Origin of the sequence: Pseudomonas sp. MEJ108 (genome assembly GCF_030208985.1) — a bacterium.
Classification (GTDB): Bacteria; Pseudomonadota; Gammaproteobacteria; order Pseudomonadales; family Pseudomonadaceae; genus Aquipseudomonas; species Aquipseudomonas fragariae.
On the sequence record NZ_JARVSW010000041.1, the window covers coordinates 1 to 25,306 of the forward strand.

General features: G+C 58.9%; 21 protein-coding genes and 1 pseudogene. 8 read left to right on the top strand and 14 right to left on the bottom strand.

Annotated features, from left to right (window positions below):
• Nucleotides 1-123: 123 nt before the first annotated feature.
• From QRN50_RS18285 to mksB, 4 genes are all read right to left on the bottom strand, one after another.
• Complete coding sequence (locus QRN50_RS18285; protein ID WP_032656656.1) at nt 124-1,371, bottom strand: right-handed parallel beta-helix repeat-containing protein; 1,248 nt, start codon at nt 1,369-1,371, stop codon at nt 124-126.
• A gap of 172 nt (nt 1,372-1,543) precedes the next feature.
• On the bottom strand, nt 1,544-4,363 hold the full coding sequence (gene mksF / locus QRN50_RS18290) for an Mks condensin complex protein MksF (RefSeq protein WP_011266671.1): 2,820 nt from the start codon (nt 4,361-4,363) through the stop codon (nt 1,544-1,546).
• The gene (gene mksE / locus QRN50_RS18295) at nt 4,360-5,067 is read right to left on the bottom strand and encodes an Mks condensin complex protein MksE (RefSeq protein WP_096126481.1); all 708 of its coding nucleotides are present in this window, start codon (nt 5,065-5,067) and stop codon (nt 4,360-4,362) included. The genes mksF and mksE overlap by 4 nt, the downstream gene beginning before the upstream one ends.
• Nucleotides 5,057-6,334, bottom strand: coding sequence for an Mks condensin complex protein MksB (gene mksB / locus QRN50_RS18300; protein WP_003404706.1), 1,278 nt, complete (start codon nt 6,332-6,334; stop codon nt 5,057-5,059). The genes mksE and mksB overlap by 11 nt, the downstream gene beginning before the upstream one ends.
• Nucleotides 6,335-6,478: 144 nt before the next feature.
• On the opposite strand from mksB, the gene QRN50_RS18305 reads away from it, so the two are divergent.
• A complete protein-coding gene (locus tag QRN50_RS18305) occupies nt 6,479-7,285 on the top strand; it encodes an energy transducer TonB (protein ID WP_096126480.1) in 807 nt (268 codons plus the stop codon).
• Nucleotides 7,278-7,730: a ribosomal protein S18-alanine N-acetyltransferase gene (gene rimI, locus QRN50_RS18310; RefSeq protein WP_024640208.1), complete on the top strand. Its 453-nt coding sequence runs from the start codon at nt 7,278-7,280 to the stop codon at nt 7,728-7,730. Before QRN50_RS18305 ends, rimI begins: the two co-directional genes overlap by 8 nt.
• Nucleotides 7,731-7,740: 10 nt before the next feature.
• On the opposite strand, the gene QRN50_RS18315 is transcribed toward rimI, so the two are convergent.
• The gene (locus QRN50_RS18315; protein ID WP_096126479.1) at nt 7,741-8,148 is read right to left on the bottom strand and encodes a serine kinase/phosphatase; all 408 of its coding nucleotides are present in this window, start codon (nt 8,146-8,148) and stop codon (nt 7,741-7,743) included.
• Nucleotides 8,149-8,279: 131 nt separating this feature from the next.
• On the opposite strand from QRN50_RS18315, the gene can reads away from it, so the two are divergent.
• On the top strand, nt 8,280-8,918 hold the full coding sequence (gene can, locus QRN50_RS18320; RefSeq protein WP_003345939.1) for a carbonate dehydratase: 639 nt from the start codon (nt 8,280-8,282) through the stop codon (nt 8,916-8,918).
• A 56-nt stretch (nt 8,919-8,974) separates the two neighbouring features.
• On the opposite strand, the gene QRN50_RS25950 is transcribed toward can, so the two are convergent.
• From QRN50_RS25950 to QRN50_RS18335, 4 genes and pseudogenes are all read right to left on the bottom strand, one after another.
• Nucleotides 8,975-9,838, bottom strand: a complete 864-nt coding sequence (locus tag QRN50_RS25950; protein WP_373605091.1) for a methyl-accepting chemotaxis protein — start codon at nt 9,836-9,838, stop codon at nt 8,975-8,977.
• A pseudogene (locus QRN50_RS25955) lies at nt 9,833-10,651 on the bottom strand (MCP four helix bundle domain-containing protein); the annotation flags it as partial. The pseudogene QRN50_RS25955 and the gene QRN50_RS25950, both read right to left, overlap by 6 nt.
• Before the next feature lie 107 nt (nt 10,652-10,758).
• Nucleotides 10,759-11,418 carry an HD domain-containing protein gene (locus QRN50_RS18330; protein ID WP_011266675.1) on the bottom strand — a complete coding sequence of 220 codons (660 nt, stop codon included), beginning with the start codon at nt 11,416-11,418 and terminating at the stop codon, nt 10,759-10,761.
• 65 nt (nt 11,419-11,483) lie between these two features.
• Entirely contained in the window at nt 11,484-13,505 is a 2,022-nt protein-coding gene (locus QRN50_RS18335; RefSeq protein ID WP_096126477.1) for an acyltransferase family protein, read from the bottom strand.
• 257 nt (nt 13,506-13,762) lie between these two features.
• Between QRN50_RS18335 and QRN50_RS18340 the strand changes: the two genes are divergently transcribed.
• The 3 genes from QRN50_RS18340 to QRN50_RS18350 all read left to right on the top strand — a co-directional run bounded on the left by QRN50_RS18340 (nt 13,763) and on the right by QRN50_RS18350 (nt 16,123).
• Nucleotides 13,763-14,107 carry a zinc ribbon domain-containing protein YjdM gene (locus tag QRN50_RS18340; protein WP_032607348.1) on the top strand — a complete coding sequence of 115 codons (345 nt, stop codon included), beginning with the start codon at nt 13,763-13,765 and terminating at the stop codon, nt 14,105-14,107.
• Between the two features lie 108 nt (nt 14,108-14,215).
• Nucleotides 14,216-14,647: a thiol-disulfide oxidoreductase DCC family protein gene (locus QRN50_RS18345; RefSeq protein ID WP_096126476.1), complete on the top strand. Its 432-nt coding sequence runs from the start codon at nt 14,216-14,218 to the stop codon at nt 14,645-14,647.
• Between the two features lie 267 nt (nt 14,648-14,914).
• Nucleotides 14,915-16,123 (top strand): sugar transporter, encoded by a 1,209-nt coding sequence (locus QRN50_RS18350; RefSeq protein ID WP_096126475.1) that lies wholly within the window; start codon nt 14,915-14,917, stop codon nt 16,121-16,123.
• Between the two features lie 65 nt (nt 16,124-16,188).
• On the opposite strand, the gene pcsA is transcribed toward QRN50_RS18350, so the two are convergent.
• Together pcsA and QRN50_RS18360 are read right to left on the bottom strand one after the other, a co-directional pair.
• Nucleotides 16,189-16,908, bottom strand: coding sequence for a phosphatidylcholine synthase (pcsA, locus tag QRN50_RS18355; protein WP_003404730.1), 720 nt, complete (start codon nt 16,906-16,908; stop codon nt 16,189-16,191).
• Nucleotides 16,909-16,994: 86 nt separating this feature from the next.
• The gene (locus QRN50_RS18360; protein ID WP_096126474.1) at nt 16,995-19,007 is read right to left on the bottom strand and encodes an alkaline phosphatase D family protein; all 2,013 of its coding nucleotides are present in this window, start codon (nt 19,005-19,007) and stop codon (nt 16,995-16,997) included.
• A gap of 257 nt (nt 19,008-19,264) precedes the next feature.
• On the opposite strand from QRN50_RS18360, the gene QRN50_RS18365 reads away from it, so the two are divergent.
• Nucleotides 19,265-20,905, top strand: a complete 1,641-nt coding sequence (locus QRN50_RS18365; RefSeq protein WP_011266679.1) for a methyl-accepting chemotaxis protein — start codon at nt 19,265-19,267, stop codon at nt 20,903-20,905.
• Between the two features lie 8 nt (nt 20,906-20,913).
• Here QRN50_RS18365 and QRN50_RS18370 read toward each other — a convergent pair whose 3' ends face one another.
• Together QRN50_RS18370 and QRN50_RS18375 are read right to left on the bottom strand one after the other, a co-directional pair.
• Entirely contained in the window at nt 20,914-21,351 is a 438-nt protein-coding gene (locus QRN50_RS18370) for a GNAT family N-acetyltransferase (RefSeq protein WP_003404734.1), read from the bottom strand.
• Between the two features lie 81 nt (nt 21,352-21,432).
• The gene (locus QRN50_RS18375; protein ID WP_096126473.1) at nt 21,433-22,626 is read right to left on the bottom strand and encodes a GGDEF domain-containing protein; all 1,194 of its coding nucleotides are present in this window, start codon (nt 22,624-22,626) and stop codon (nt 21,433-21,435) included.
• 377 nt (nt 22,627-23,003) lie between these two features.
• Here QRN50_RS18375 and gmd point away from each other — a divergent pair, with 377 nt between their 5' ends.
• On the top strand, nt 23,004-24,050 hold the full coding sequence (gmd, locus tag QRN50_RS18380) for a GDP-mannose 4,6-dehydratase (protein WP_003404737.1): 1,047 nt from the start codon (nt 23,004-23,006) through the stop codon (nt 24,048-24,050).
• Nucleotides 24,051-24,128: 78 nt separating this feature from the next.
• Here the strand turns inward: gmd and QRN50_RS18385 are convergent, their stop codons facing one another.
• A complete protein-coding gene (locus tag QRN50_RS18385) occupies nt 24,129-25,088 on the bottom strand; it encodes a GDP-mannose 4,6-dehydratase (RefSeq protein WP_024640199.1) in 960 nt (319 codons plus the stop codon).
• Between the last annotated feature and the right edge of the window lie 218 nt (nt 25,089-25,306).

A 25,306-nucleotide genomic window follows, 5' to 3' on the forward strand; every position in this document is an offset into this window, starting at 1 on the left:
GATTGAATTCCAGAAACCCTCATCGCTTACGCGTTGAGGGTTTTTGTTTGTCTGGGGTTTATTGTTCGATGTGCGTTCCCTGCCTGACTCTCCGCTGCAATGCAGCCAGAGACTCCGCGAGGTTTAGTGGAACGCCCCCATCCCTGCCAGTCTGCTGCCGGGTCGCAGGTGGAAGCTGTGCAGCACCGGCAGGCTTCCGTCTGACTGACGCGGCGCATCCCACCCCGTATCGGAGACATCCTCAAAGTCTGCGTCGGTTACCGGCGTTGGCAACGTCCAGGAGTTGTGTGCCATATCCAGTCCTTCGGTGTTAACGGTCAACCGTCCCTTGTAGGCGATATTGTTGGACAGGTTGCCGAGAGGGATCAGCGAACCATCCGGGGCGATACCTGCCATGTTGTAGTTCACGCCATTTGCAAAAGCCGTGTTGTTGATGAAGTCCAGTGCCAGGGTATGGTGATTGGCATAGAAACCAGCGGACTTATTGTCAAAGGCAACGGAATTACGGACGATGTGTTTCACGCCGTCAGGCACATACTTGCCACCGTATCCACCGGCTTTGATGCCATTGCCGTTACCTGCTTCAAGTTTTGTGCGCGTGCCAGGCAGGTAACCTTGCTGCCATGCCCATGAGCTTTCGATAGTGACTGGCGAGAAGGCATTGATCAGGTCAAAGCCGTCGTCGGAATTGGCCCACGCTCTGCAACCGCGGAATACATTGCCAGGATGGCCCGCCTTGATATGCGCGCCGAAGCCGTCTGCACTCTGACCTGCGCCGTTTGAGGTGTAAGGATCGTAGTTGTGGTGGGAGTCGGTATTCAGTACCAGGTTATAGCCGCCGTTCTGAATGAACAGGCCGGGTCCCATGTTGTGATGCAGATTGAGTTGCTCGAAGGTATTGTGGCTGCCGCTGTTCCAGATGCCCCATGACTCGTGGTTGAGATGGTTTTCCGGTTGTTGCGGCACGCCGGTCACCTCCAGCCCCTTCAGGTGTAGCCAGCTACCGGTAACGTTGAAGCCTTTGACGCGACAATCGTCTTTCATGGCTGAGAAATCGAAAACCGGTGTTTCGCCTGGATAGGCCCAGTAGCGTATAGGTTTGTTTTCGCTGCCGCTGTTGTTCAGGGTGATGGCATTGACGGTGTCTGTACGGGTGGCGCAGCGGTTGATGCCGGCTGTGTAGGCATAGAGGCCGCCGCGAAAGTACACCGTGTCGCCGGCTTTTGCGGCTTGCTGTGCTTGCATGATGGTACGTAACGGTGCGCCTTTGCTACCCGCCGCGTGATCATCGCCATCGGGGGCCACGTAGTAGTCAGTTGCTTGCGCTGTTGCAGCACCGACCAGCAAGACCGTCAACAGTATCGTTCTCATGGGGTCACTCCAAGCCTGCCTGGTGTAATCGTATGCGTGTTTGCTGCACCTCATTATGAATTCGATGAATAAAGAGTCTGCTCGCCTGAGGCCTGCAACAGGGCCTTCTCAATTCAAAGACAATAAAAAAGGCCGCACTCACATGCGGCCTTCTGGTTACGTCAATCAGCCCTTAAGAGGCCAGTTCCGGAACCTCTGGTTTCACATCGTCACGACGCTGAATGTACTTCCAGTCCGCTTCATCAATGTAAATACCATTGGGTCCGCTGCCGCCTTCCAGGTCGATGGCGACGTGGGCCGAGACCTGTGGCTTCACACTGGCCAGAATTGGAACGAAGCCCAGTTGCAAACTCGTTTCCAGCAGGGCTGCCTGATTCTTCTCGTCGATGTCTGCGGCTTCGTCGAGGTAGTAAGGCAAACGCACCCGACCGGCCTGATCGCGATCCATCAAGTGCAACAGCAGGTACATGTTGGTCAATGCCTTGATGGTCATCGTGGTGCCGTTGGAGGCTGCGCCATCGATATCGGTGTGGATAACCGGCTGGCCATTGACCTTGGTGATTTCGAAGGCCAGCTCGAACAGGTCTTTCAAGCCCAATTGGTTGTGGTTGGCAGCCACAAGCCGCGCCAGATATTCCTTGGCTTCTTCGTTCTTGTTGTCCTGCTCTGCGCTCTGGCTCAGGTCAAAGACCGACAGCGTTTCGCCTTCTTCGTACTGCCCGGCACTGTGGATGATCTGGTCAATGTGCTTGAGCGCTTCCTTGTTAGGAGCGAGCACGATACGGAAGCTTGCCAGGTTCGAGACCTGACGCTTGTTGATCTCGCGGTTGAACAGCGCCAGTTGATGCTCAAGGCTGTCGTAGTCGCTACGGATGTTGCGCAGGGTACGTGCGATATCCGTGACCGCAGCGCGACGAGCCTTGCCCAGCGTAAGCGCTTCGTCGGTACGGTGCGCATAGGCATTGATCAATAACTGCAGACGACGCTCCATGTCGTCCTCGCTGTCGAACTTGGCCACACCCTTGAGGCGAACCTGTGCATACAGCGCTTCGATCTGCCCATCGCAGCGCAACAGACCCTGCCAACTGTCCTGATAGTCGTTGAGCAGCGGCAACAGGTTATCCATGGAATCATCGATAGGGTCCATGAACGGTGTGCCGAACGGCAGGTCTGCGGGCAGCAACTGACGGCGACGTAGCGCGTCGTCCAGCGTGCGTTGCTTGGATTCCATATCGCCGATCTGACGTGCGATCAATTGCAGCTTGGCGGACAGTTGCTGCACGCGCTCGGTGAACGCGTCGCTGGAGCGTTTCAGTTCATCCTGAGCGGCTTCCATCTGCGCCAGCTCTTCCAGCTTGGTGGATTCCTCTGCGCTCAAGGTCTGGCAACGGCGGAAGTCTTCAAGCGCCTTTTGCGCATCCAGCACCTGCTGATACAACGCTTCGGTCTGGGTCTTGCTCGCCGAACGGTCGGCAGCGACAGCCTGCTGGGTTTTCAGTTGTTTGAGTTCTTTCTCCAGTCGCTCTTTCTGATCGCGCAACGCGGCACGATCGGCCAGCGCCTGCAGGGCAGGAGGCTCGATGCTCGACAGGTTGATGGTCAGCCCCGGTACCGCGAACTGATCGCCCTTGAAGCCATCCAGAATGGTCTCAAGCGACTTGACCCACGCATCGCCATCATCCAGTGCAATACCTTGCTCACCCAACGGCAAGCTGAACAGCGCGCTGTTGAACAGGCGCATCAGACGTTCTACATCCGGCTGGGAAAACTCTTCACGCAGACGGGCATAGCTGTTGTTGTCCGCATGGTCGAGCTGTTGCTTGACCGACTTGAGGCGTTTTTCCAGATCGCGCAGACGCTCGTCCAGGTCTTCGGCGCTGAACTGCCGGGACTGCGCCAGCGCACCGGCCAGCTCATCGTGAGCGTCCTTGGCGGCGAGCAGCTGTTGCTCCAGCACCTTGACGTCATCGACCAGCGCAAAACGATTCTTCAGCACCGACAGCTCGCCGACCCAGCGCTGGATGCTGCTGATCTCGCGCTCCAGGCGCATCAGCTCCTGAGTGCTGCTGCGCTGATCGTTTTGCATCTCATCCTGCTGGGCACGGTAATGCTCAGCCTGAATGACCAGCTCTTCCTTGCGCGCACCGGAGTAATCTGACCAGGTGCCGAGCAGTGAGTCGAGGATCGGTGAGAGACGATGCAGCTTGCCGCGCAATACATCGCGCTGCTTGACGCCAGCGGCCAGCGCCTCGACCAGAGGACCCGCCAGCACCAGCGAGTTGTAGTCCTGTTCCATACGCCGCACATCGCGGAAGGCTTCTTCGCAGGCGGCAATATAGTCGACGCTGCCCGAACGCAGGCTGTGCTCGAAGGCATCCAGAAACAGCTGCTTGAGTTTGGCGGCGGTGATTTCACGCATGTGCAGCAGGTTGATGAACAGCGCGCGGAAGGTCTTGAGGCTCTGCTCGCTGGTGGAGCGCAGCGGGATCAAGGTCAGGTCCAGCGGGATCGACGTGTGGCCGCCGACCAGCAGACGGCGCAGTTCGTCAGGCTTCAGCTCGTAGGCTTTCAGGCCCTGGCTTTCCAGGTTGCTGAACAGCTCTTTCTGACGCAGGCAGGTGTCGTTCTTCTGGTAATGACCCAGATCCAGCTCGCCGGCATAGGCGAAGAACTGATGACCGAAGCCGCCGCCCGGACCGCGACCCACGACGCCGATGACATGCGGGCCGTGAGGCAGGGAGACTTCCACCAGAATGTAGCTGGTGTCGGAGGCGAAGTAGAAGCGCCGCGACTGCTCCAGGCTGTACTTGCCGAAGCTCATGTCCGACATGCGCGCCAGAATCGGAAATTGCAGGGCGTTGATCGAGGCGCTTTTGCCGAGGTTGTTCGCGCCATACACCGACAGCGGGTTTTCCAGCGGGAACAGGCCGAGGCTGTAACCGGCAGTGTTCAACAGGGCAAAGCGGCGGATGCCATAACGTTCCTGGCTCATGTGTCCATCTCCTGTCGTTGCTCATCGGCGATTGCCCGGGCCAGCGCCTCTTCCTCGGTCTCTTCGCCGAATTCAGCCAGGTCCAGCGGGTCATCGGTTTCCAGCAGCTTCTCGTCGCTGTCGTCATCGATGAGCACAGGCGTTGGCAGGGGCAGGGCGCTATACAGGCTTGCTGCCAGATCGCGGTCCTGTTGCACCGACAGGCACACATCGAGAAAACGGTGCATCGGCGGCAGGAAGCGGTAGATACCCACTTCCTCACTGGCAAAGCCCAACTGCGTCATGCGGCGCATGATCTTTTCTTCAAGCTCTTCAGGGGTCTGTACTTCAGCCTGGAGAAACAGGTCGCGGTACTTTTCCAGCATCGAAGGCAGTTCGTCGCGGCCCAGGCTGCCACCGTCGAGCACCGACATGGGGTCACGGCCCTGATCTGCCAGGTGTTCAACGAGGATGAAGGTGAACAGCGCCAGACGCTGGGCGGTCTTGTTGACCTGTGCGGCAGCCAGTTCAGGCACGAAGTAATAAAAGCCACGCGTGTCGCAGACCAGTTCAAAGCCCAGTGCCTTGAACAGCGTACGGTACTGGTCCTGGCAGTTGGAGAGCTGGGCGTACAGCTCCGGATCGCGGCGGCTGATGTGATAGCCCTTGAACAGCTCGCGAAAGATCGGCGCGAGCTGGGACATTTCGGATAGATCAAGATGCATGAACGGTGCTCTCGGAATGCTCGGCCTGCTCGTCTTTTGCAGCGAGCAGGGCAAAGGAGCGCAGGCTGACGCGGTGCTCCCGGGTGAAATATTCGCGACGCTCGAGGCGTTCACGGGCGAAGCGCTTGTCCCGCGACAGGCGCGAGAACCAGTAGAGCAGCTCGTCGGTTTCGCCGGTCGGCTCCTGCTCCAGCAGCCAGACCATCAGGTCAGGCATCGGCAAGGCGTCTTCACAGCGTTCGAGCATCTCCTTGACCGTCCGCGGTGCGCGTGGCGCCTGGCCCTTGCGGGTGCCGCTGGCCTTGGGGAATCTCGCGGGTTTGGGTTCAAAGCGCGCCAGGGCATACACGTAAGCCTCGACCTGACTGGCACTGCCCAGAAACGTGCTTTGCGGACGGGTAAACATCGGCATGGCAGCCTGAGGCACCGCATCCAGCCCCTTGCGGCGAATGGCAGACAAGGCCAGCGCCGCGCCGCGTGTAACCGCGTTATGGCGACGCGCTTCTTCGCGCAACGGCAGCAGCAGTTCGCGCGCATGGCGCAAGGTCAGCTGGGCGCTGGTCTGCATTTCCAGAATGCGCGCGTGGGTGCGCAGCAGCATGTCGTCGTCGACCAGGTGACCGAGACGTTGTTGCTCGGTCAGCAGGCGCAGCAGGACGTTCTCGACCTTGCGCACGCCCTGTTCGAACGCGCCATCCGCGTTGACCAGCTGAATCATCGGCTCGACGTATTCGTCCCACGTCGCCAGCACTTCGGCATAACGCTGGCGCAACGGGATCTGCCGGTCACTGGTCTTGGCCCGGTCGGCCACGGCGACCAGCGCCTGTTCGTCGTTGGCGAGCTTCTTCAGTACGTCGCGCACGCGCATGTCCAGCAGCCGCAGCTGTCTGGCCAGGTCGTTGGCGTCGCGAACCTCGAATGCGTCCTGAATGTAGCCGGCCAGTCGCTCCAGGTGGCGCAGGTAGGCTTCGATTTCCAGGCACAGGCCCAGACGGTGCTCGCGGCGCAGGTACGACAGGAAGTCATGGATCTGTGCGTTGAGCTCGAAACGGTTCGGGCTTTTCGCGACGGGCACCAGAATGTCCAGACGGATCCACACGTCCAGCAGATTGGTGATGTCTTGCGGAGTGCTGTCCTGCTGCTGAGCGCCCAATTGCAGGCGCAGCTCGCTCAGGCTCAACGTACCCTGGTCGAAATGTTCGCATAAGGGCTCAAGAAGCGCCCAATGCTCGGCAAGGGCGCGCAGAACGCGCTTGGGTTCGATCATCGTTAGGCCGACTGTTGGCAAGTGAAAAGCGGCAATTGTACTGCATCAGCCGACTGATATTTCACCTGCGGGCGATATGCTGCAGCGCAAAAAGGCGAACAACGCTAGAATTGCGCGCTTAACTTATCCACAGGTGGCTGACCCTTGCTCAACGAGTCCCGTCGCCGCGCTTATTTGACTGCCATGCAGGTGGTCAACTGGCTGCCGCGCACAGAACTGCCATTCGCCGCGCCGTCGCGTCCGCAACTGCTTGTGCCGTTGCCGCCGCCGGTCGAGGTGCAACGTGTCGCGCTTGCTGCTTCGCCAGCGGAGCACGCTGCGCCTGCCGAAACGTCGAACGTCGAGCCGATTGCCCGGCAGCCCGAGCGCCCGAGGGTCGAGGTGCCGCGCCCTTCACTGGCCAGCACGCGCACAGCGCCCCCGGCCGCCGAAGAAGCCGAGCCGGCGCCGCCCAAGGCGCCGGTGGTACCGCCACCGCGCTTTGCCCTGCAATTGTTGCGCGCCGGACGCTGCCTGTTACTGGTCGAACTGACCACCGGTCAACCGTTTCAGAGCCGTGATCCTTCCTACCTGCTGCTCAAGGACATGCTGCGCGCCGCCGGTCTGCCCGACAGCCCGCAGATCATCGGCGAGCCCGTGCGCTGGCCGTTGCTGGTCCGCGGCCAGATGGACCAGGGCCCGGAAGCGGCGCGTGATTTCGTGCAGGGCTTCGTCGGCGCGCGGCTCGAGGACGAGCCCTGCGCCTGCCTGTGGCTGATCGGTCTGCCGTCGATGAAATACGCCGGTGAAGCCGATGCCGAGTCTTACCACCGTGAACTGCAGATCGAGGGTCTGGGCACTGCCTGGGCGCTGCCAGGTCTTGAATTACTGATGGACGAGCCTGAGCGCAAGGCGGATGTCTGGAAAGCCATGCGTCGGCTGATGACGCGCTGGAAATCGATCGATGAGTGATGCCGTAACCTTCCGCCGCATGACCGAAGCCGACATGGACGCGGTGCTGAAAATCGAATACGCGGCGTTCAGTCATCCCTGGACACGCGGCATCTTTCTCGACGGGCTAAAGTCCTACGAGATCTGGCTGTTGTTCGAGGGCGCGCAGCAGGTCGGGCACGGCGTCATTCAGGTCATCATCGACGAAGCGCACCTGCTCAACATCACGGTCAAACCTGAAAACCAGGGGCGTGGTCTTGGCCTGTTGCTGCTCGACCACCTGATGAAACGCGCTTACCAGCTCAATGCACGGGAATGCTTTCTGGAACTGCGTGACAGCAACCGTCCAGCCTATCGTCTGTATGAAAACTACGGTTTCAACGAGATAGGCCGGCGTCGCGATTACTACCCGGCGGTCGGCGGCCGTGAAGACGCAGTAGTCATGGCCTGCACGCTTTTCGAGTAGTACGGCGCTGTCAGCGCTGGGTGTTGCCGTCCAGCGGTTCGACAATGGCCAGTTCTTCTTCGTCCAGGCCGTTGCCACCGCCAATGTCATCTTCATCGACAACCGTAACGTCCAGGTCGGCCGGGACGTCTTCGCTTGGCTCGTTCGGTGAGCGAGCGCCGTCTTCATGGATCAGGGTTTCCGGAGACAGATCATCGTCAGTCGAATGATGGTCATCCGTGGAAGCCCCCGTCAGGCCTGCCTCACGCACGCGTTGATCCGGAATTTCATGTTGCAGCTCGCCTTCAGGGATAAGATCGCCGATACGGCCCGGTTCTTCCTCGTCGAAATCGAGTGTTTCCATGGAGCCCATGCGGTCTTCGTTATCGTCGATGGGTTCCGGTTCGGTGGCACCGAACGGACGGCGTGAATCATTCATGGGAAATCCTCATTTCAGGTGGTCGTAAAAAGTGGACCGGCCATGACTTTGAAGATTCCTTTTTTGTTGACCGTGACTTGAAGGATCTGACACCAGTCCAAGGCTGGGCATCATTATCGAGGCGTCAAAGCATGAACGAGCTACAAGACCTGATTGATAACAATGCACGCTGGGCCGATGCGATAAAGCAGGAAGATCCTGAGTTCTTCGCCAAACTGGCCCGCCAGCAAACCCCTGAGTTCCTGTGGATCGGTTGCTCCGATGCACGCGTTCCGGCCAACGAAATCGTCGGCATGCTGCCGGGTGATCTGTTCGTGCACCGCAACGTGGCCAACGTCGTGCTGCATACCGACCTGAATTGCCTGTCAGTGATTCAGTACGCAGTGGACGTATTGAAGGTCAAACACATTCTGGTCACAGGCCACTACGGTTGCGGTGGTGTGCGGGCGTCCATGCAGGACCGCCAGTTCGGCCTGATCGACGGCTGGTTGCGCACGATTCGTGACCTGTATTACGAAAACCGCGAGTTGCTGGCCAAGCTGCCGACCGAGGAAGAGCGCGTCGACCGCCTGTGTGAGTTGAACGTGATTCAGCAAGTGGCCAACGTCGGTCACACCAGCATTGTGCAGAACGCCTGGCACCGTGGGCAGAGCCTGTCCGTGCATGGCTGCATCTATGGCATCAAGGATGGCCGCTGGAAAAGCCTCGACGTGACCATCAGTGGTTTCGAGCAATTGCCCCCGCAGTACCGTCTGCGTCCGCAGGACTGACAGCTGCTTATCGTCAGCCAGCCTGTGGCGCAGGCTGGCTGGCGAGTTTCAACCCATCACAGCACGAAACGCTGCACCATCAGGTTCAGATCAGTCGCCAGCATCGACAGTGCGTTACTCGCGACGGTGGTCTGCTGCGCGCCCGATGCGGTCTGGCTGGACAGGTCGCGAATACTGCTCAGGTTGCGGTCCACTTCAGTCGCCACTTGGGCCTGCTGCTCTGCGGCACTGGCAATCAGCAGGTTGCGGTCGTTGATGGTGGCGGTTGACTGGATGATCACTTGCAAGGCTTCGCCGGTCGAGGCGGCCTGTTCCATTGTCAGATTGGCCTGCGTCGCCGTGTGGCGCAGCGAGCTGGCGGTTTGTTGGGTGCTTTGCTGCACGCCGCTGATCAGCCCTTCGATTTCCGCGGTGGATGCACTGGTGCGCTGCGCCAGTGAGCGGACTTCATCGGCCACCACGGCAAAGCCTCGCCCGGCTTCGCCTGCACGAGCCGCTTCGATAGCCGCGTTCAGCGCCAGCAGGTTGGTCTGATTGGCGATTGCGCGAATCACGTCGAGGATGCTGCTGATGCTCTGGGTACGTTCGGCCAGCCCTTCAGCCTGATGCGACGAATCCAGCACATTCTCGGTCAACGCCTTGATCGACAGAATGGTTGCCGACAGCTTTTCCTGCCCTTGTGCCGCCGCCCGGGTTGACGCCTCCGATTCGGTCACGGTATTGCTGGCGTTGCCTGCCACTTCGATGGCCGCCTGGCTCATCTGATTGACCGCGACAGCGGCCTGCTCGATTTCAGTGTTCTGCAGCTGCAGATTGAGCGCACTGGCTTCGGCGATGCTGCCCATTTCCTGAACCGACTGCGACAACTGCGTCGCCGCTGCGTAGATCTGGTCGATCGTACTGTGCAGGTTGGTACGCATGCGCCCGAGCGTGATCAATAATTGTGCGGTCTCGTCCTTGCCGTCCGGTATCGGGTGTTCGCTCAGGTCACCATCGGCAATGGTGCTGGCGATGTGTAAGGCCTGCCGCACCGGATGGATGATGCTGACGCTCAGGCGCCAAGCCAGCAACAGGGTCAGTACCAGAACCAGGCCGATGGCGCTCAGCGCGATGATCCGGGTCTGTTCATAGCTGGCACCTGCGGCCTCTACAGCGGCGGCCGCACTCTGCTTGTTCAGTTCGCGCAACAGCTGCACCTGCATGTCCATCAGGTCACCCTGCAGCGAGAGCACGGTGTTGGCCAGCGTCCTGGCCTCGTCCAGCTTGTTCTGCTCGATCAGCGCGATCTGATCCTGCAAGCCGGGCATGAAGGCCTTGTAGGCATCCTGCAACGCGACAATCGAGTCATGCTCAGTGCTCGACTGAACACGCGCCAGGTATTCCGAGAAGCCTTTCTCGACCTCGTTCCTGAGTTGTTCGACATTGATCTTGCTGTTGATAACGGCACCCGGATCGTCGGCGTTGGCGATCAGACGGGTGGTTTCGCTGCGCAGTTTGACCAGGCCGATAGCGATGGCATCGGCGGTGGCGATACTGGGCAGGGCGCCGCTCTCGACCGCCTCGCCCTGGGTGCGGATAGCCTGCATCTGCAACAGGCAGAATACGCCAAGCGCGACCATCAGCAGGGAGGTTATAGCGAAGCAGATCACCAGGCGCAGCGTGATTTTGAAGCGGCGCAAGAGTGTTGGCGTTGTGGCTTGCCGACGTAGGAAACGAGGCAGAAATCTTTTCACGGCACACAACCCCTATAAACACACGGACCTTCTCGGAGAGCCGTTTATAGGGCAATTGTGTGATGTCTTTATGACATCTACTGAATGATGGGTAGGCAGCCGACGATTCATGGCTGAGGGGTCGCAACTTCCTCCATCAGCTCATCCAGGAAGCGCTTGAGCCGGTGGTGCCGGACTTTCGCCAGCTGTGCGCCGGTATCGGTCTGAAAACCGTCAGCCAGGTGCAGCAGCTTGGTGTGGAAATGATCGACGGCGAAATTCAGGTCGTCATAGGGGCGCCGGCTGGCATGCGGGTCATACGGGTCGTAGAGCGCTTTGCCGAGCCGCCCTGATACGTAAAAGGTGCGTGCCACACCGATCATGCCCAGCGAGTCGAGGCGGTCGGCGTCCTGCAGTATTCTGGCCTCGAGGGTCAAGGGGGTGATCGCCGCCGAGAAGCTGTGCGCTTCGATGGCGTGGGCGACAGAGGCGATGCTTTGTTCATCCCAACTCATCTCGGTCAATAATTCACTGGCCCGCGCCGCCGCCAGTCGCGATGCGCTGGCGCGAAACGGCGAGTCTTTCTCGACCGAAACGCAATCATGCAGCAGCGTCGCGGCAATCAGGACGCGGGCATCGCCGCCTTCACGGTCACGAATGGCGCAGACGTTCTTCCAGACACGCAGCAAATGCGAGACATCGTGCGAGCCGTCGATTTTCTCTGCATGAGTGTGGGGTATCAGCAGGTTGGCCAGATCCTCGAAGGGGGTGAAGCTGGCGGCGGTCATGCGGTGGTCCTCGGGCGTCTGGTCAGGCATCAGCATTACAGACAATGCCGCCCGATAAAACCCTGTCACTGATCAAGAATATGGCTGATCTGGCCGACAAGCAGCCCCGCACCCCGGGCGTTGAGGTGGTTGAAGTCCTTGTAGTACGAATGCAGGTCGCCGATCAGGCATTGCCTGTCCTTGCAGAACGCGTCATCCAGCGTGATCAGGCTGATGTGTTTCGATTGGCTGGCACGCAGGAACAGCTGGCGGGTGAAACGCTGCAACAGGTCGTGTTTGTCCATCGGCACCGACAGTTCGCTGACCCGCTTCAATGCCTGCTCATCGCTGTCCGAAGCGTCGCGCGCCAAGCGATAGTAGAGACTTTCAGGGTTGATCATTTGCTGCGGCACCTGCGCAACGATGAACACCTCGGCGCCGATACTGCGGTAGGCCTCGATCGTGTGTTCAAGGGCCTGGCTGAATACCCTGCGCGAGGTTTCCCGGCTTTTCTGCGGATCGGTGCGCGAGGTCAGGAAATACTTGCTCATCGTCCTCTCGCTGTAGTCGTCGCCGGTATACAGCGTCCAGCGCGCCACCAGCACGACCTTTTTGATCCGCTGCCGCTTCACGTAGTCGAATTCCCGATCGGCCAGCGCTTCGCAGACCCCGGCAGCGTAGTTGCCGTTGGCCACGTCCACGCCGAGCAAGGGCAGGCAGCCGCCCAGACCGATGTGCGCGAGGGTTCTGCCCTGATCCCGGGCGGCGGCGTCGAACGTCGATAACAGCGCTTCAGAATGGCTGTCGCCGAACAGCGCCATGTCCGGCGCGGCCTGATCGTCAGCGAGTCCGAACAGGCAAAAATCGACTTTGCCGCCTTTGCCGGCCAGTGGCTGGTCGCATTTGTCGCGTATCAACGGGTCGGCGAATGCCTGATGCAACTCCGGATCGACGGCGAAACGCTGGGGAAAGCCGTTATTCACATAGCCGAGCAGCCCCAGCGCGACAAAGAATGTGGAGGCGGCGCCTGCCGTGGTGAAAATCTGACTGCGATTGAAGGTGCCGGCCTTGCGAAACGGCTGCTCGACGAAACGCCAGCTCAGCCAGGCCAGCACCAGAGACACAAGGGTAAGCGCCAGCATGAACGGCAGGCCCGGCTCAGTCAGGTTGTACTGGCGGGCAAAGGCAAAGACGGGCTGATGCCACAGGTAGGCGCTGTAGCTGAGCATACCGATCGCGACGGGCACACGTGAACTCAGCGCTCTTCCAACCCAGGTCTTGCCATGGGCGAAGACGATGATCAACACCGCGCCCAGTACGGGCACCAGTGCATTAAGGCCGGGGAAGGGCGTGCTGCTGTCGAAACCGACCACGGCATAACCGATCAGCAAAAGCCCCAGTAAAGTCGCCGCCTGATCTACAACGCTCGCGCGCCCGATGCTGCGCGGCCGCCAGGCAAAGTAGAAGGCGATAAACGAGCCCGCCAGCAATTCCCAGGCGCGTGCCGGCAGCAGATAAAACGCGTTGCTGGCGTCTTGATGGGCGCCCAGTTGCGCCAGCGCCAGGCTGGCCAGGGCGACGACCATCAGCAGTACGATCAACCTCTTGCGGCCCAGGCCCCAGGCCAGCATCAAGAGCAGTGGGAAGAACAGGTAATACTGTTCCTCCACCGCGAGCGTCCAGGTGTGCAACAGCGGTTTGAGTTCTGCCGTGGCGTCGAAATAGCCGCTTTCCAGCCAGAACAGCACGTTGGATGAAAAGGTCGGCACCGCCACCAGACTCTTGGCGAAGTATTTCAGGTCCGACGGATCGAGCGTCAACCACGCGACAGGCAGGCAGATCAGCATCACCACGAACAGCGCAGGCAGGATGCGCCGCGCGCGTCGTTCATAAAAGTTGATCAGCGAGAACCGGCCTCTGATCTTCTCCGCGAGGATGATCGAAGTGATCAGATAGCCGGAGATCACGAAAAAGATGTCGACGCCCACGAATCCGCCGCTGAACAGCGGCATGCCCGCGTGGAACAGAATGACCGGGATGACCGCGAGCGCGCGCAGGCCATCGATCTCGGATCGATAGCCGAGCGCCGGGTTGTGAGGGATGCCCATGTGATGTGCTCATGCAGTAAGTGGCAAGAGACGGTAAATGCACGCTGCAATAGCTACCGCCAACGCGAGGCGCAGGGGTCGTGTAGCGAGAGGAAGAAGAGGCGTTGCCAGACAGAGCGTGCTGTATTTTTTAGTTCAGGTCCTCGCTTCTGTCCAATGACTGAAGCAGGTTTATGACGACAGATCAGTCTCTTCCCACCTGAAACGGGAAAAGCCCTTTATAATGCATGGTTTTACCCCTCCTCGATGCGAGAACCATTGTGAGCTTACCGTCCTGCCCGAAATGCAATTCCGAATACACCTACGAAGACGGCAGCCTGCTGATCTGCCCGGAATGCGCCCATGAATGGTCTGCCGACGCCGCTGGCACCGATGCGTCCGACGAGGTGAAAGTCATCAAGGACTCAACGGGCAACGTGCTGCAGGACGGCGATACCATCACCGTGATCAAGGACCTGAAAGTCAAAGGCTCCTCGCTGGTGGTCAAGGTCGGCACCAAGGTCAAGAACATCCGCCTGGTCGATGGCGACCATGACATCGACTGCAAGATCGACGGCATCGGCGCGATGAAGCTGAAGTCGGAGTTCGTCCGCAAGGTTTGATTCTGCCGGGTAATGGCTTTAGCCTGAACGCCTCGCCGGTCCTTCGACTGGCGGGGCGTTCATGTTTCCGGGCGCGCCAAGGCTGTTTTTCCTGAACAGGTGAATACCGTGCCGAAAACCCCCGCCCCCTATCTGAAGCCCGATGAATGTGTCGTGCTGTTCGATGGCGTCTGCAAGCTGTGCAATGGCGTGGTGAAGTTTCTGATTCGCCATGACCCGCATCAACGTCTGCGCTTGGCCGCAGTGCAGTCGGAACAAGGTCAGGCATTGCTGAAGTGGGCCGGGCTGCCACTGGACGATTTTCATACCATCGCGGTCATCGTCAACAATCGGGTGTTCGTGCGCTCGGATGCCTTTCTGCACATCATGGGGCTGTTGCCTGCGCCGTGGCCGCTGCTCAAGGTGCTGGGAATTTTTCCACGCTTTCTGCGGGACTGGGCCTACAACCGCATCGCGCTCAACCGATATCGCCTGTTCGGGCGCTATGATCACTGCCTGTCGCCATCACCCGAGGACCGGCAGCGCTTCCTGGGTGACTGACGACCGGCGGTCATTTGTAAAGTCTGTCACGCACGCACGGGTTGTGATCCACTCTGGCGGTCCGTAGAATTCGAGTCATCTGGCTTCACTCCCCATATCCACAATAATCCACTTTGCACACTGCGCCCGATTCAGAAGGTCGAGCGGAGCGTTTTTGCGTTGGTTTTTCAGTGGGGCGAGCCGCGGTTTTGCATACAGGTGTCAGGCGTGGTGTTCATGCGTGGCGATCGGCCTTCGGGTCGGAACATTTTCAGGGCGTTGTGATTCTTGATAACTTCACCTCCAAACGAGCAGGCAGGTAGCTGGCTTGGCGTATTCGCGCTGGCCTTGGCGGCCTTCATTTTCAATACCACCGAGTTCGTGCCGATCGGTCTGCTGAGTAACATCGGCCAGAGCTTCGAAATGACCCCGGCCCAGGTCGGGCTGATGCTCACGATCTATGCCTGGGTTGTGTCGCTGATGTCGTTGCCGATGATGCTGGCGACGCGCAACATCGAGCGCCGCAAGTTGCTGATGTTCGTGTTCGGCCTGTTCGTGGTCAGCCACGTCCTTTCCGCGATTGCCCCCAGCTTCGCGATCCTGCTGGTAAGCCGGGTCGGTATCGCGTTTGCACATGCGGTGTTCTGGTCGGTCACGGCGTCGCTGGCCGTGCGCATCGCACCGCCCGGCAAGCAGGTTCAGGCGCTGGGCCTGCTGGCAACCGGTACGTCGCTGGCGATGGTATTGGGTATTCCGCTGGGCCGCGTGCTGGGTGAAGCCTTGGGCTGGCGCACCACCTTTCTGGGCATCGCCGCCATCGCTGCGCTGGTAGTCTTCCTGCTGGTTCGTGCGCTGCCCTTGTTGCCCAGTCAGAACTCAGGCTCGTTGCGCAGCCTGCCGATCCTGTTCAAGCGCCCACGGCTGATGGCGATCTACCTGCTGACCGCCATCGTGGTGACCGCTCATTTCACCGCCTACAGCTATATCGAACCGTTCACTCAGACCGTGTCCCTGCTCAGCGGCGAAATGACCACGATCCTGCTGCTGGTCTTTGGCGGGGCCGGGATCATGGGCTCGATCATCTTCAGCCTGTTCAGCGATCGCTTCCCCAACGGGCTGTTGATCACGGCCATTGGCACGCTGACCCTGTGCCTGCTGATGCTGTTGCCGCTCTCCGGTGATGCCGTGACGCTCGGCACGCTGACCATTATCTGGGGCATGGCGATCATGTGCTTCGGCCTGACCTTGCAGGCGCGCGTACTGTCGCTGGCACCCGATGCGACCGATGTGGCGATGGCGCTGTTCTCGGGCATCTTCAATATCGGTATCGGCGGCGGCGCGCTGCTCGGCAGTGTGGTCAGCAGCCATCTCGGGGTTGCCAATGTCGGCATCGTCGGCGGCCTGCTGGCCCTCGGCGGGTTGGGGCTGTGCTGCTACACAACGCATCACTTCGGCAAGATCCGGCCTGCTGCCGAGATGCAGGCCGAGAGCAAATAGGACGGGCATAAAAAAGCTCGCTGACGCGCAATGCGTTCAGCGAGCTTTTTGGTCTGACTTGAGGGTCAGGCTTTAAGACGACCCAGCCACTCCAGCGACGTTCTCCAGATACAAATCCCCAGGAAATACGCCGACATCGCCAGCCACAGACCCATGACCACCGGGCCATTGTGCGGGTGGTTGATGATCAGCAGTGCGCTGGACAGCAACCATACGGTGGTCACCGCGATATTGAGCGGCATGAAGCGGCGCACGCGGAACGGGTGCAGGAACTTCATGCGGGTCATGGTCAGCAGCGCCAGGGCGATGATGGTGATGAACGTCAGCCATGGGGCCGGTGACAGAATGTACAGGCACAGTGCAACCACGTTCCAGGCAGCGGGGAAGCCTTGAAAGTAGTTGTCCTTGCTTTTCATGTCGACGTTGCAGAAACAGAACAGCGACGAAACCAGGATGACCGAGACGCTCAGCAGCAGCGTGTAATCCGGCACCGGTATGTAGCGGTAGATGAACAATGCCGGGATGAACACGTAGGTCAGGTAGTCTATGACCAGGTCCAGTACCGAGCCGTCGAAGTGTGGCAGTACCGACGTGGTGTTGACCTTGCGAGCCAGTGAGCCGTCGACTCCATCCACGATCAGGGCCGCGCCCAGCCACAACAGGCAGGCTTTGGGTTCATTGTTGAACAAGGCAATGGTCGCCAGGAACGCAAGGACTACGCCGGTGGCGGTGAAGCCATGCGCCCCCCATGCGTTGAGTCTGGCTATGCGTTGATTGGTTATCACGGGGGCGCTCTCCAGGAAGTAATGCTTGCCAGGGTGTGCCGCAACCTGACCGGTAGCAACTATCGACCCGGCAATTGCCGATAAGTTTAGCGGTGACTATCCCTTGTTTCCCGGTTGTTTTCCAGAAAGCCACGCTCTGGGTCAGATCGCTGGTCTCTGTATTCTTCCGGTTCGACGAAACAGGTAGGCGCATCACCGTTGGCATTGAGTTGGTTGATCAGGGTCGGCTGGCCCTGTTCATTGAACAGTACCTGCCCGACACCCGCCGAGTTCCATAAGCGTTCACCGACCTTGCTGTGCTCGGGCGTGCGCGGAACAACCTTCATCAGGCGGCGCTTGGTGAACCAGTTAAGAGGTGAGCGGGGAGAGTATAACCAGCGATTCAGCCGATCAAAAGTGTCCAGCAGACGACGGGGGAATTCATTCTTGATGCCACTGCTGGTGATTTGCCAGATATGAGGCCCGCCACTGCGTTGGCGAATCAGGATTTCGTAGACGAACGAGTAATGCACATCGCCCGACAGAATCACGTAATTGCCCGGGGTTCTGGAATGGCGAAAGATGTTCAGAATCACGTTGGCGGCACCGCGATGTGCCATCCAGTTTTCTGCATCGACCAGTAACGGATAGCCGCACCAACTGAAGATGCGTTGTATCGCCTCGATCAACTTGACGCCGAACACCGGGGCAGGTGAGACGATGATCGCTGATTTATGGTCGATCAGCTCCTGCTGCAGTTCGCTGAGCGCTTCCCAGTCGAGCAGGCCGGACGGGTGATTGAAGTTCGACTCGCTGCGCCAGCGCCGGGTGCGGGTATCCAGTACCACCAGTGCCGGGCTGGTGGGTAACACGTAATGCCATTGCTGAAACTTCAACAACTGATCAATCAACTGGTCCTGGGCCTGGCTGTCCAGCCAGTTGTCGTTCGACACGGCGTCGGTGCTCAGGGCATGAGCCTGCTTGACCAGACCGTTGAGCGCATCCGGGTTATTGCCCCAGCCCTGGCACAGCAGGTAGGCGAGCAGGGCGTTGCCGATGATGCGTTTGGAGAATGGATGGCCGTACGCGGTTTGCTCCCAGTTCGCCGACAGGTTCCAGTCATCGGTGATGTCGTGGTCATCGAAAATCATCATGCACGGCAGATGCGCCATCGCCCGTGCCACGCCGCTCAGGCCGGCGGCAAACGCCTCGACCAGGTGCTGTTCCCTGGCGTAGCGCTCGACTTCCCCGTCTTCCAGTTGCGGCCTGCCGGGTTCGATCAGGGTCCAGGGCGTGGGTGACCAGACCAGCAGGTACATCGCCATGACTTCCGCCAGGGTAACCAGATGGTTATCCGCTGTGCTGCTGGTGAATACCGGTTTGCTGGTGCCGCCGAAGAAGCGCTCGCGCAGTGTGTCGTTGCTTTTCAGGGCCGGCAGCAGGTCGGCACGCTGGTAATAGCTGGCCGGATGCGCATAGAGACGAGGACTGTCATCGACGATGGCACCGTCGAGTCGCTCATCGAACAACCCCAGCCGTTCGATCAAGACATGGATGGCGCGCAGCATCGGCCCGGCAACATCGTCGGCGTAAATCTGATCGCCGCTCATCATCAACAGCGCAGGGCGTTGCAGCGGTTCCTTGATATCAGCCAGCAGGCGGTCTACGCAAAGCAGACCTTCGGCTGCGCTGTGGTGCGGCTTGCGGCACGAGCCATGCAGCAGGTGATCAATGCTGCTGCGCACCACGAAGTTCGGGTAGCGGTTGCCCTCGTACAGCAGGTGCGGCGCCCACTCGGCAATACCGCCTTCGTCCTCCACCCGCAGGTCGTAATCGATCCAGGTGTCGCGGGGCAGTTCGGCTTCCAGTTGCAGGTCGATCAGGTGAATGAACGCCTGGCGCCCGACTGCAATGACCTGACATTGACTGTCGTCGAGTACGTAATCGTTGAAGCCCGCAGAGGGATCATCAGTAGCGGCATGGCGTAGGCGCACGGTAAGGCGCAACCGACGGGACCCTACCAGCCACAACACCAGGCGGCCGGCTTCCTGACGGCGCAATAACGGGCCGGCAAGGATGGACGGCAGCGAAGTGAGTTGTTCGATGGAAGAAGCGGACATCCTGGCTTATGGCTCTGGCGGGACACAGGCGGGGATGGTAACGCAACAGGCCCGGAAAGTTCTTGTTACACCACGCGAGCGCATGTTTCCGGACATTGCAGACAATGCGAAACGGTGCGCTCAGCCTTGCTCATATGAAGACTTTGTTAACCGCCTGCAGAGTGCTCTGAAAATGCCGAAATACACCTATGCAGAGGGCATCAGAATTCCATAAAGTTTTATGGCGTTATGCCATGTTCGCTCATGAGGGTTCCGCTATGAAATGGTTTTACAACGCAAGGCTGTCCGCCAAGCTTTTCATGTCTTTTGCGCTGTGTGCGCTTTTCACCCTTGGGGTGGGCGTAATAGGCAGTCGCGGCATCAGTGCCTTGTCCAGCAGCCTGGATAACGTGTTTACCAACAGCCTGCTGTCGGTCACAAAATCCGGAGAGGTCACGGCCTCGGTCATTGCTCAGAACCGTGATCTCTATCGTTTATTGGCCGCCATGGCAGGCAATGCGCCGCAAAGCGTCAAGGACGATATTCTCGCGAGCATGAGCGCCAACAAGACTCAAGCTGAAAAAAGCTACGCCACCTACCGGGCTACGCCGCTTGACGATGACGAGCGCGCTGCCGGTGATCAGATGGACAGAGACTGGCCTGGCTATCAGGCACTCATCGAGCAAGCCAAAAGCGTTGCCCTGTCCGGGGATATTGCCGGGGCAAGAGCGATCATCGACGGTGATGTACGCAGCGGTTACCTGAAGGTCATGGATCAGCTGACCACCATAGTCAACTCCAATAATCGTCAGGCGGGCGAGGCCGCTGTGGCTTCTGACCAGACACAGAACTCTGCGCAACGAAACCTGTACATCGGCATCGGCTTGTCATTCTTTGCCGCGTTTGTGATGGGCCTGTTCATAAGTCGTGCCATCAGCACACCAATCAATACTGCGGTGACCAATGCCCGGCGAATTGCCAGCGGTGACCTGACCCTGCCGATTGCCAGTCAATATCACGACGAAGCCGGCATGATGCTGGTCGCTCTGAGCGATATGCAGGACAACCTGAAAAGCACGATCGGGCAAATATCCAGTGCTGCCGACCAGTTGGCCTCGGCTGCTGAAGAACTGAATGCCGTGACTGAAGAAAGCAGTCGCGGTCTGATCCGTCAGAACGATGAGATTCAGCAGGCCGCTTCGGCTGTGAACGAGATGACCGCTGCGGTCGAAGAGGTCGCGCGTAACGCCATGTCGACGTCGGAAGCGTCCCGCCAGACCAGTACCGACGCTGCCGCCGGTCGTGATCAGGCCCGCGATGCGGTGAATGCGATCAACACCGTCAGTGCCGAGATCAGCAGTTCGACCACCATGGTCGAAGAGCTTGCCGGGCGCGTCCGTGAGATCGGGCAGGTGCTGGACGTGATCCGTGGGATCGCCGAGCAGACCAACCTGCTGGCCCTCAACGCTGCCATCGAGGCCGCGCGTGCCGGCGAACAGGGGCGCGGCTTTGCTGTGGTGGCAGACGAGGTGCGGGCGCTGGCCGCTCGAACCCAGGCGTCCACTGGCGAAATCGAAACCATGATCGGCAGTGTTCAGGCCAGTGCCGATCAGGCCGTGCGGGCCATGGCCAACAGCCGCACCCTGACCAGCAACACGCAAACCCTGGCTCAGGCCACAGGGCAGTCGCTGGAGCGCATTGCGCAGAGCGTCGCCGAGATCAACGACCGCAACATGTTGATTGCGACGGCCTCCGAAGAGCAGTCCCACGTTGCGCGCGAGGTGGATCGCAACCTGGTCAACATTCAGGACCTCTCCGCCCAGACTGCCGCAGGTGCTCATCAGACCAGTGCTTCAAGCCAGGAACTGTCGCGTCTGGCCATTTCCTTCAACAATCTGGTAGGCAAGTTCAAGGTCTGACGTAAGTCTCAGGCCGTTGTGTTCGGCAGGCGCTTCTGGAAAAAGAAGCGCTTGTTGCCGGGTGGATAGTCGTCAATCTGGCCGAACTCGGTGTAACCGTGGCGGCGATAGAAATCGGGGGCCTGGAAGTCGAAAGTGTCCAGCCAGATCCCCGTGCAGCCCTTTTCGACCGCCAGATCCTCGGCCATCTGCATCAAACGCGAGCCCATGCCTTGCCCGCGGGCTTGTTCGGGAACGACCAGCAGTTCGATGAACAGCCACTCATAAAGAATGCGAGCGTGCAGCCCGCCGAGGACTTCCCGGGTTTGATCATCGCGAATGAACATCGCCACTTTCTCGGACTTGCCGTCGCCCGCCTGCTCGGCGTTGAAACGTTTCAGTGGTTCCAGAATCGCCAGACGATCCTCTTCCGTAGGGTTGGTGCTGACGTCAATGTGAATGCTCATGCGATGGCTCCCAGCCTGGGTGTGCGCCGAGATTAAAGTGGCAGGGGCGCGGCGTAAAGCAGGATCCTGCGGGGTGTCATTTCACGCGAAGCACACGCAATTACGTCCGGCGCGCTTGGCTGCGTAGAGGGCATTGTCAGCCGCGCCAATCAGGTTCTCGGCACTGGTCAGAGGCGCTGTCGCACAGGCCACGCCGAGGCTGATGGTGACCAGCGCGTTTTCGCCCAGCACCGGATGCGGCAACTTGAGCTCGGCAACCGCACTCTGCAGGGCCCCGGCCACTTCCCTGGCCTGCACGACATCGCCGATCATCAGCACCAGCACCTCTTCGCCGCCGAACCGGAACGCCACAGCACCATGGTCATGCGCGCTTTGCTGGAGTTTCTGACAGAGCAATCTGAGGCAGGTATCCCCTTGTGGATGACCGTAGTTGTCGTTGTAGGATTTGAAGTGATCGATGTCCAGCAGGATGATGGCCACGTTCGCCGGTGCATTGCGAGCGTGTTCCCAGACTGACGCCATCACTTCGTCCTGATAGCGTCGATTGAACAGTCGGGTCAGCCCATCGGTACGCGCGAACTCCATCAATTGCACTTGAAGCAGGCGTCCGCGAAGCGCAAACAGGTAGCTCATGCGGCTTGCCCGCTCCAGAAAGTAGGAGGCCATCAGCAACAGTGCCACTGTCGAAACAAACAACACGGCATTGGCCTGCCAGATCACAAAATCGGCGAAGTCGGCAATGTAGGTGGTCACCAACTGGATGATCAGCATGCATGACATGGCGACAGCGGCATGGCGCAACGGCAATTGCTGGATCATGGTGCAGTAGACCATGATCAACAGCATGCCGAGTTGATAAAAGATTTGATAAGGGCTGTCGCTGTGAATCATGACCAGCATTGGCATGAGCGAGCACACTACCGTGGCGAATGCTGCAATCGTTTCCATCGCCCAGCGCGTAGCAACCCGTTGGGCCAGCATCAGCAGCGCGATAAACATCGGCGTAATCAGGCACAGACGGCCCACCGCGACATAGGCAAAGACATCCCGCAATATCAACCAGTCGCTGATCAGAAACAGGTTGTAGACCAGACTGCCGCCAATCCCTACCGCCGTCAGGAACTCGCGCCGCGGCAGCCGGGTTTCTTCCTGATAGCGTTGCTCAAGAACACGGCTGAAGCGTAACGAGCCAACACCTGAAGTGATCGTCTGCTCGACCTCGGCAAGGAGTTGCGCATCTTCAAGGCTGGGACGTTCAAGGGCAGAAACGAGCATGTGACACCGGGACATTAACATCGAGAGACATAGGACATCACGGATGATGTCTTAGTGCTATCAATGTATCTTGCTGCCATACCAAAGTCGACCGGTGGTGGCTGCTGCCTCTATGGGTAAGGCTGCAACCAGCGTTCTGCATCTTTGGTCATATCGTGCAGGAGAACGGTGGGTTTCTCGTCGCAACATCAGCCGGCAGCAGGGCGAGGCAGAGGTATCTGAAAAATGACTGCTTGCACTTCAGATTCCGCATCTATAGTGGTCTTATGCTTCGACTCAAACAAGGTGGGCTGCTTTCGAAGCGGGCGCGTCGGGATGCATGAATTTATCTCGGCATAATAAATGAAGCCAAGCGAACCCAGATCGAGCTCCTATTTATGAATACACCTGAAGAATCTGTAATTATCACGGGCATCACTGGCCAGGATGGCGCGTACTTGACTCAACTTCTGCTGGAGAAAGGTTATAAGGTTTACGGCACCTACCGCCGCACCAGCTCGGTCAATTTCTGGCGTCTCGAAGAGCTTGGCGTAGCCAGCCATCCGAATCTGCACCTGGTTGAACATGACCTGACTGATTTGAGTGCCAGCATTCGCTTGTTGCAAAAAGCCGAACCTACCCAGATTTACAACCTGGCGGCGCAGAGTTTTGTCGGTGTTTCCTTCGATCAACCGATAACGACTGCCGAAATTACCGGCTTGGGGGCAGTCAACCTGCTCGAAGCGATACGCATCGTGGACCCGAAGATACGTTTTTATCAGGCATCGACTTCCGAAATGTTCGGCAAGGTGCAAGAAGTCCCGCAGGTCGAAAGCACATCGTTCTATCCGCGCAGCCCTTATGGCGTTGCCAAGCTTTATGCCCACTGGATGACGGTCAACTATCGGGAGTCTTATGGGATTTTTGGTGCCAGCGGCATTTTGTTCAACCATGAGTCTCCGCTGCGCGGCAAAGAGTTCGTCACCCGCAAGATAACGGATTCTGCCGCACGCATTTCACTGGGTATGTCGCAACTTCTGGAGTTAGGTAACCTGGACGCCAAGCGTGACTGGGGGTTTGCCAAAGAGTACGTGGAAGGCATGTGGCGCATGTTGCAAGCCGACGAGCCCGACTCATTTGTACTGGCGACCCACAGATCCGAAACGGTTCGTGACTTTGTGGCAATGGCGTTCAAGGCTGTCGACATAGATCTGGAATGGAAAGGTAGCGCGGAGAACGAGCGGGGCATCAATGTGGCGACGGGCGAGACGCTCGTTCAGGTCAATCCCAGGTTCTACCGCCCTTCTGAAGTCGAGTTGCTGATAGGCAATCCGGAAAAAGCCAAACGGGTGCTTGGTTGGGAAGCAAGCACTAACCTTGAGCAGCTCTGTCGGTTGATGGTGGACGCAGATCTGAAGCGTAATCAGCAAGGTAGATCGTTTTGAGCAACCCTTTCCAGGCTGTCCGACTCGAGCACTCAGGTGCTACTGATCACCACGGCACGTGCAACGGGGCCTGATGAATCAGGCCATTTCAGTTACCTCATCGCGCCAGTAATTCAATAGCGTTGCGAGCGTATCCTGCAGCTTGGTAGCAGGCTCCCAGTCAGTCGCCCTGCGGATAGCGGAGTTATCGCCGAACGCGCTGGGTATGTCGGACGGCCGCATTCGGTCAGGATCGTTGACCACCTCTATCGTGCTTGAGCTCAGAGCCGTGAGTTGATTGAGTATGGCCTCCATACGTATGGGCTCGCCGCGGCAAATATTCAGGCACCGAGGGTGGGCTTGTTGCGTGTCGGCCATTTTCAACAGGGCGACGTACGCATCGCACACATCACTTACATCGAGAAAGTCTCGCGCTGCTTGCAGGTTGCCGACTTTCAACTGTGGTGCCTGCCTGCCTGCTTCTATCAAGGCGATCTGACGAGCAAATGAGGCGGTTGCGAAGTCGGCTGATTGCCCGGCACCAATATGATTGAAAGGGCGTACGACGATACCTCTCTGTCCGCGACGAAAGCTCTCGTGGAAGGCCGTTTCAGCAGCGAGTTTGCTGGCGGCATACGGGTTCATAGGCCTGCATACGCTGTTCTCGTCGAGGGCAATACCCTGCTTGAATGCCTCGCCATAGACTTCCGATGAGCTCACAAACAGCACAAATGCCTGCGGACTCTGGCGTTGCAATGCCTGCAGAAGATTCATACTTCCCATGACATTGGTTTGCCAGGTCATCAAGGGGTCCTCAAAACTAGTGGGTACGTGAGTGATTGCAGCCAAATGTACAACATGAGTGAGGTTTGATCGGGACACTGCACGCTCTAAGCCAGAGGCATCGCGAATGTCACAATGCAGCGATTCGGTAGCATGAGCGGACTCAGGAGACTCAGGACTCACCAGTGCAACCACATGATGTCCTGCCTGCTGTAGCTTTCGACACAGCATCTGCCCGACGAAACCGTTTGCACCAGTGATCAGAATGCGTTGCATCGTGTGGCCTCCTCATGGGCATGCTGCAAGTAAGTGAGTTTAGCAAGGGCGGGTCGATCCGTTTGACCTGCTGCGCATGCCCTTTGTTTCGCCTTCAAGGCGCTCTTCAGTAGGCTGGTATATTCCAGGGTTTTGCCGTTACAGCCCGCACGTGCCGGGACAACATACACCAACCCCATCTGCCACCATCAGACGAAATGCCTTAATCCCGTCTACGC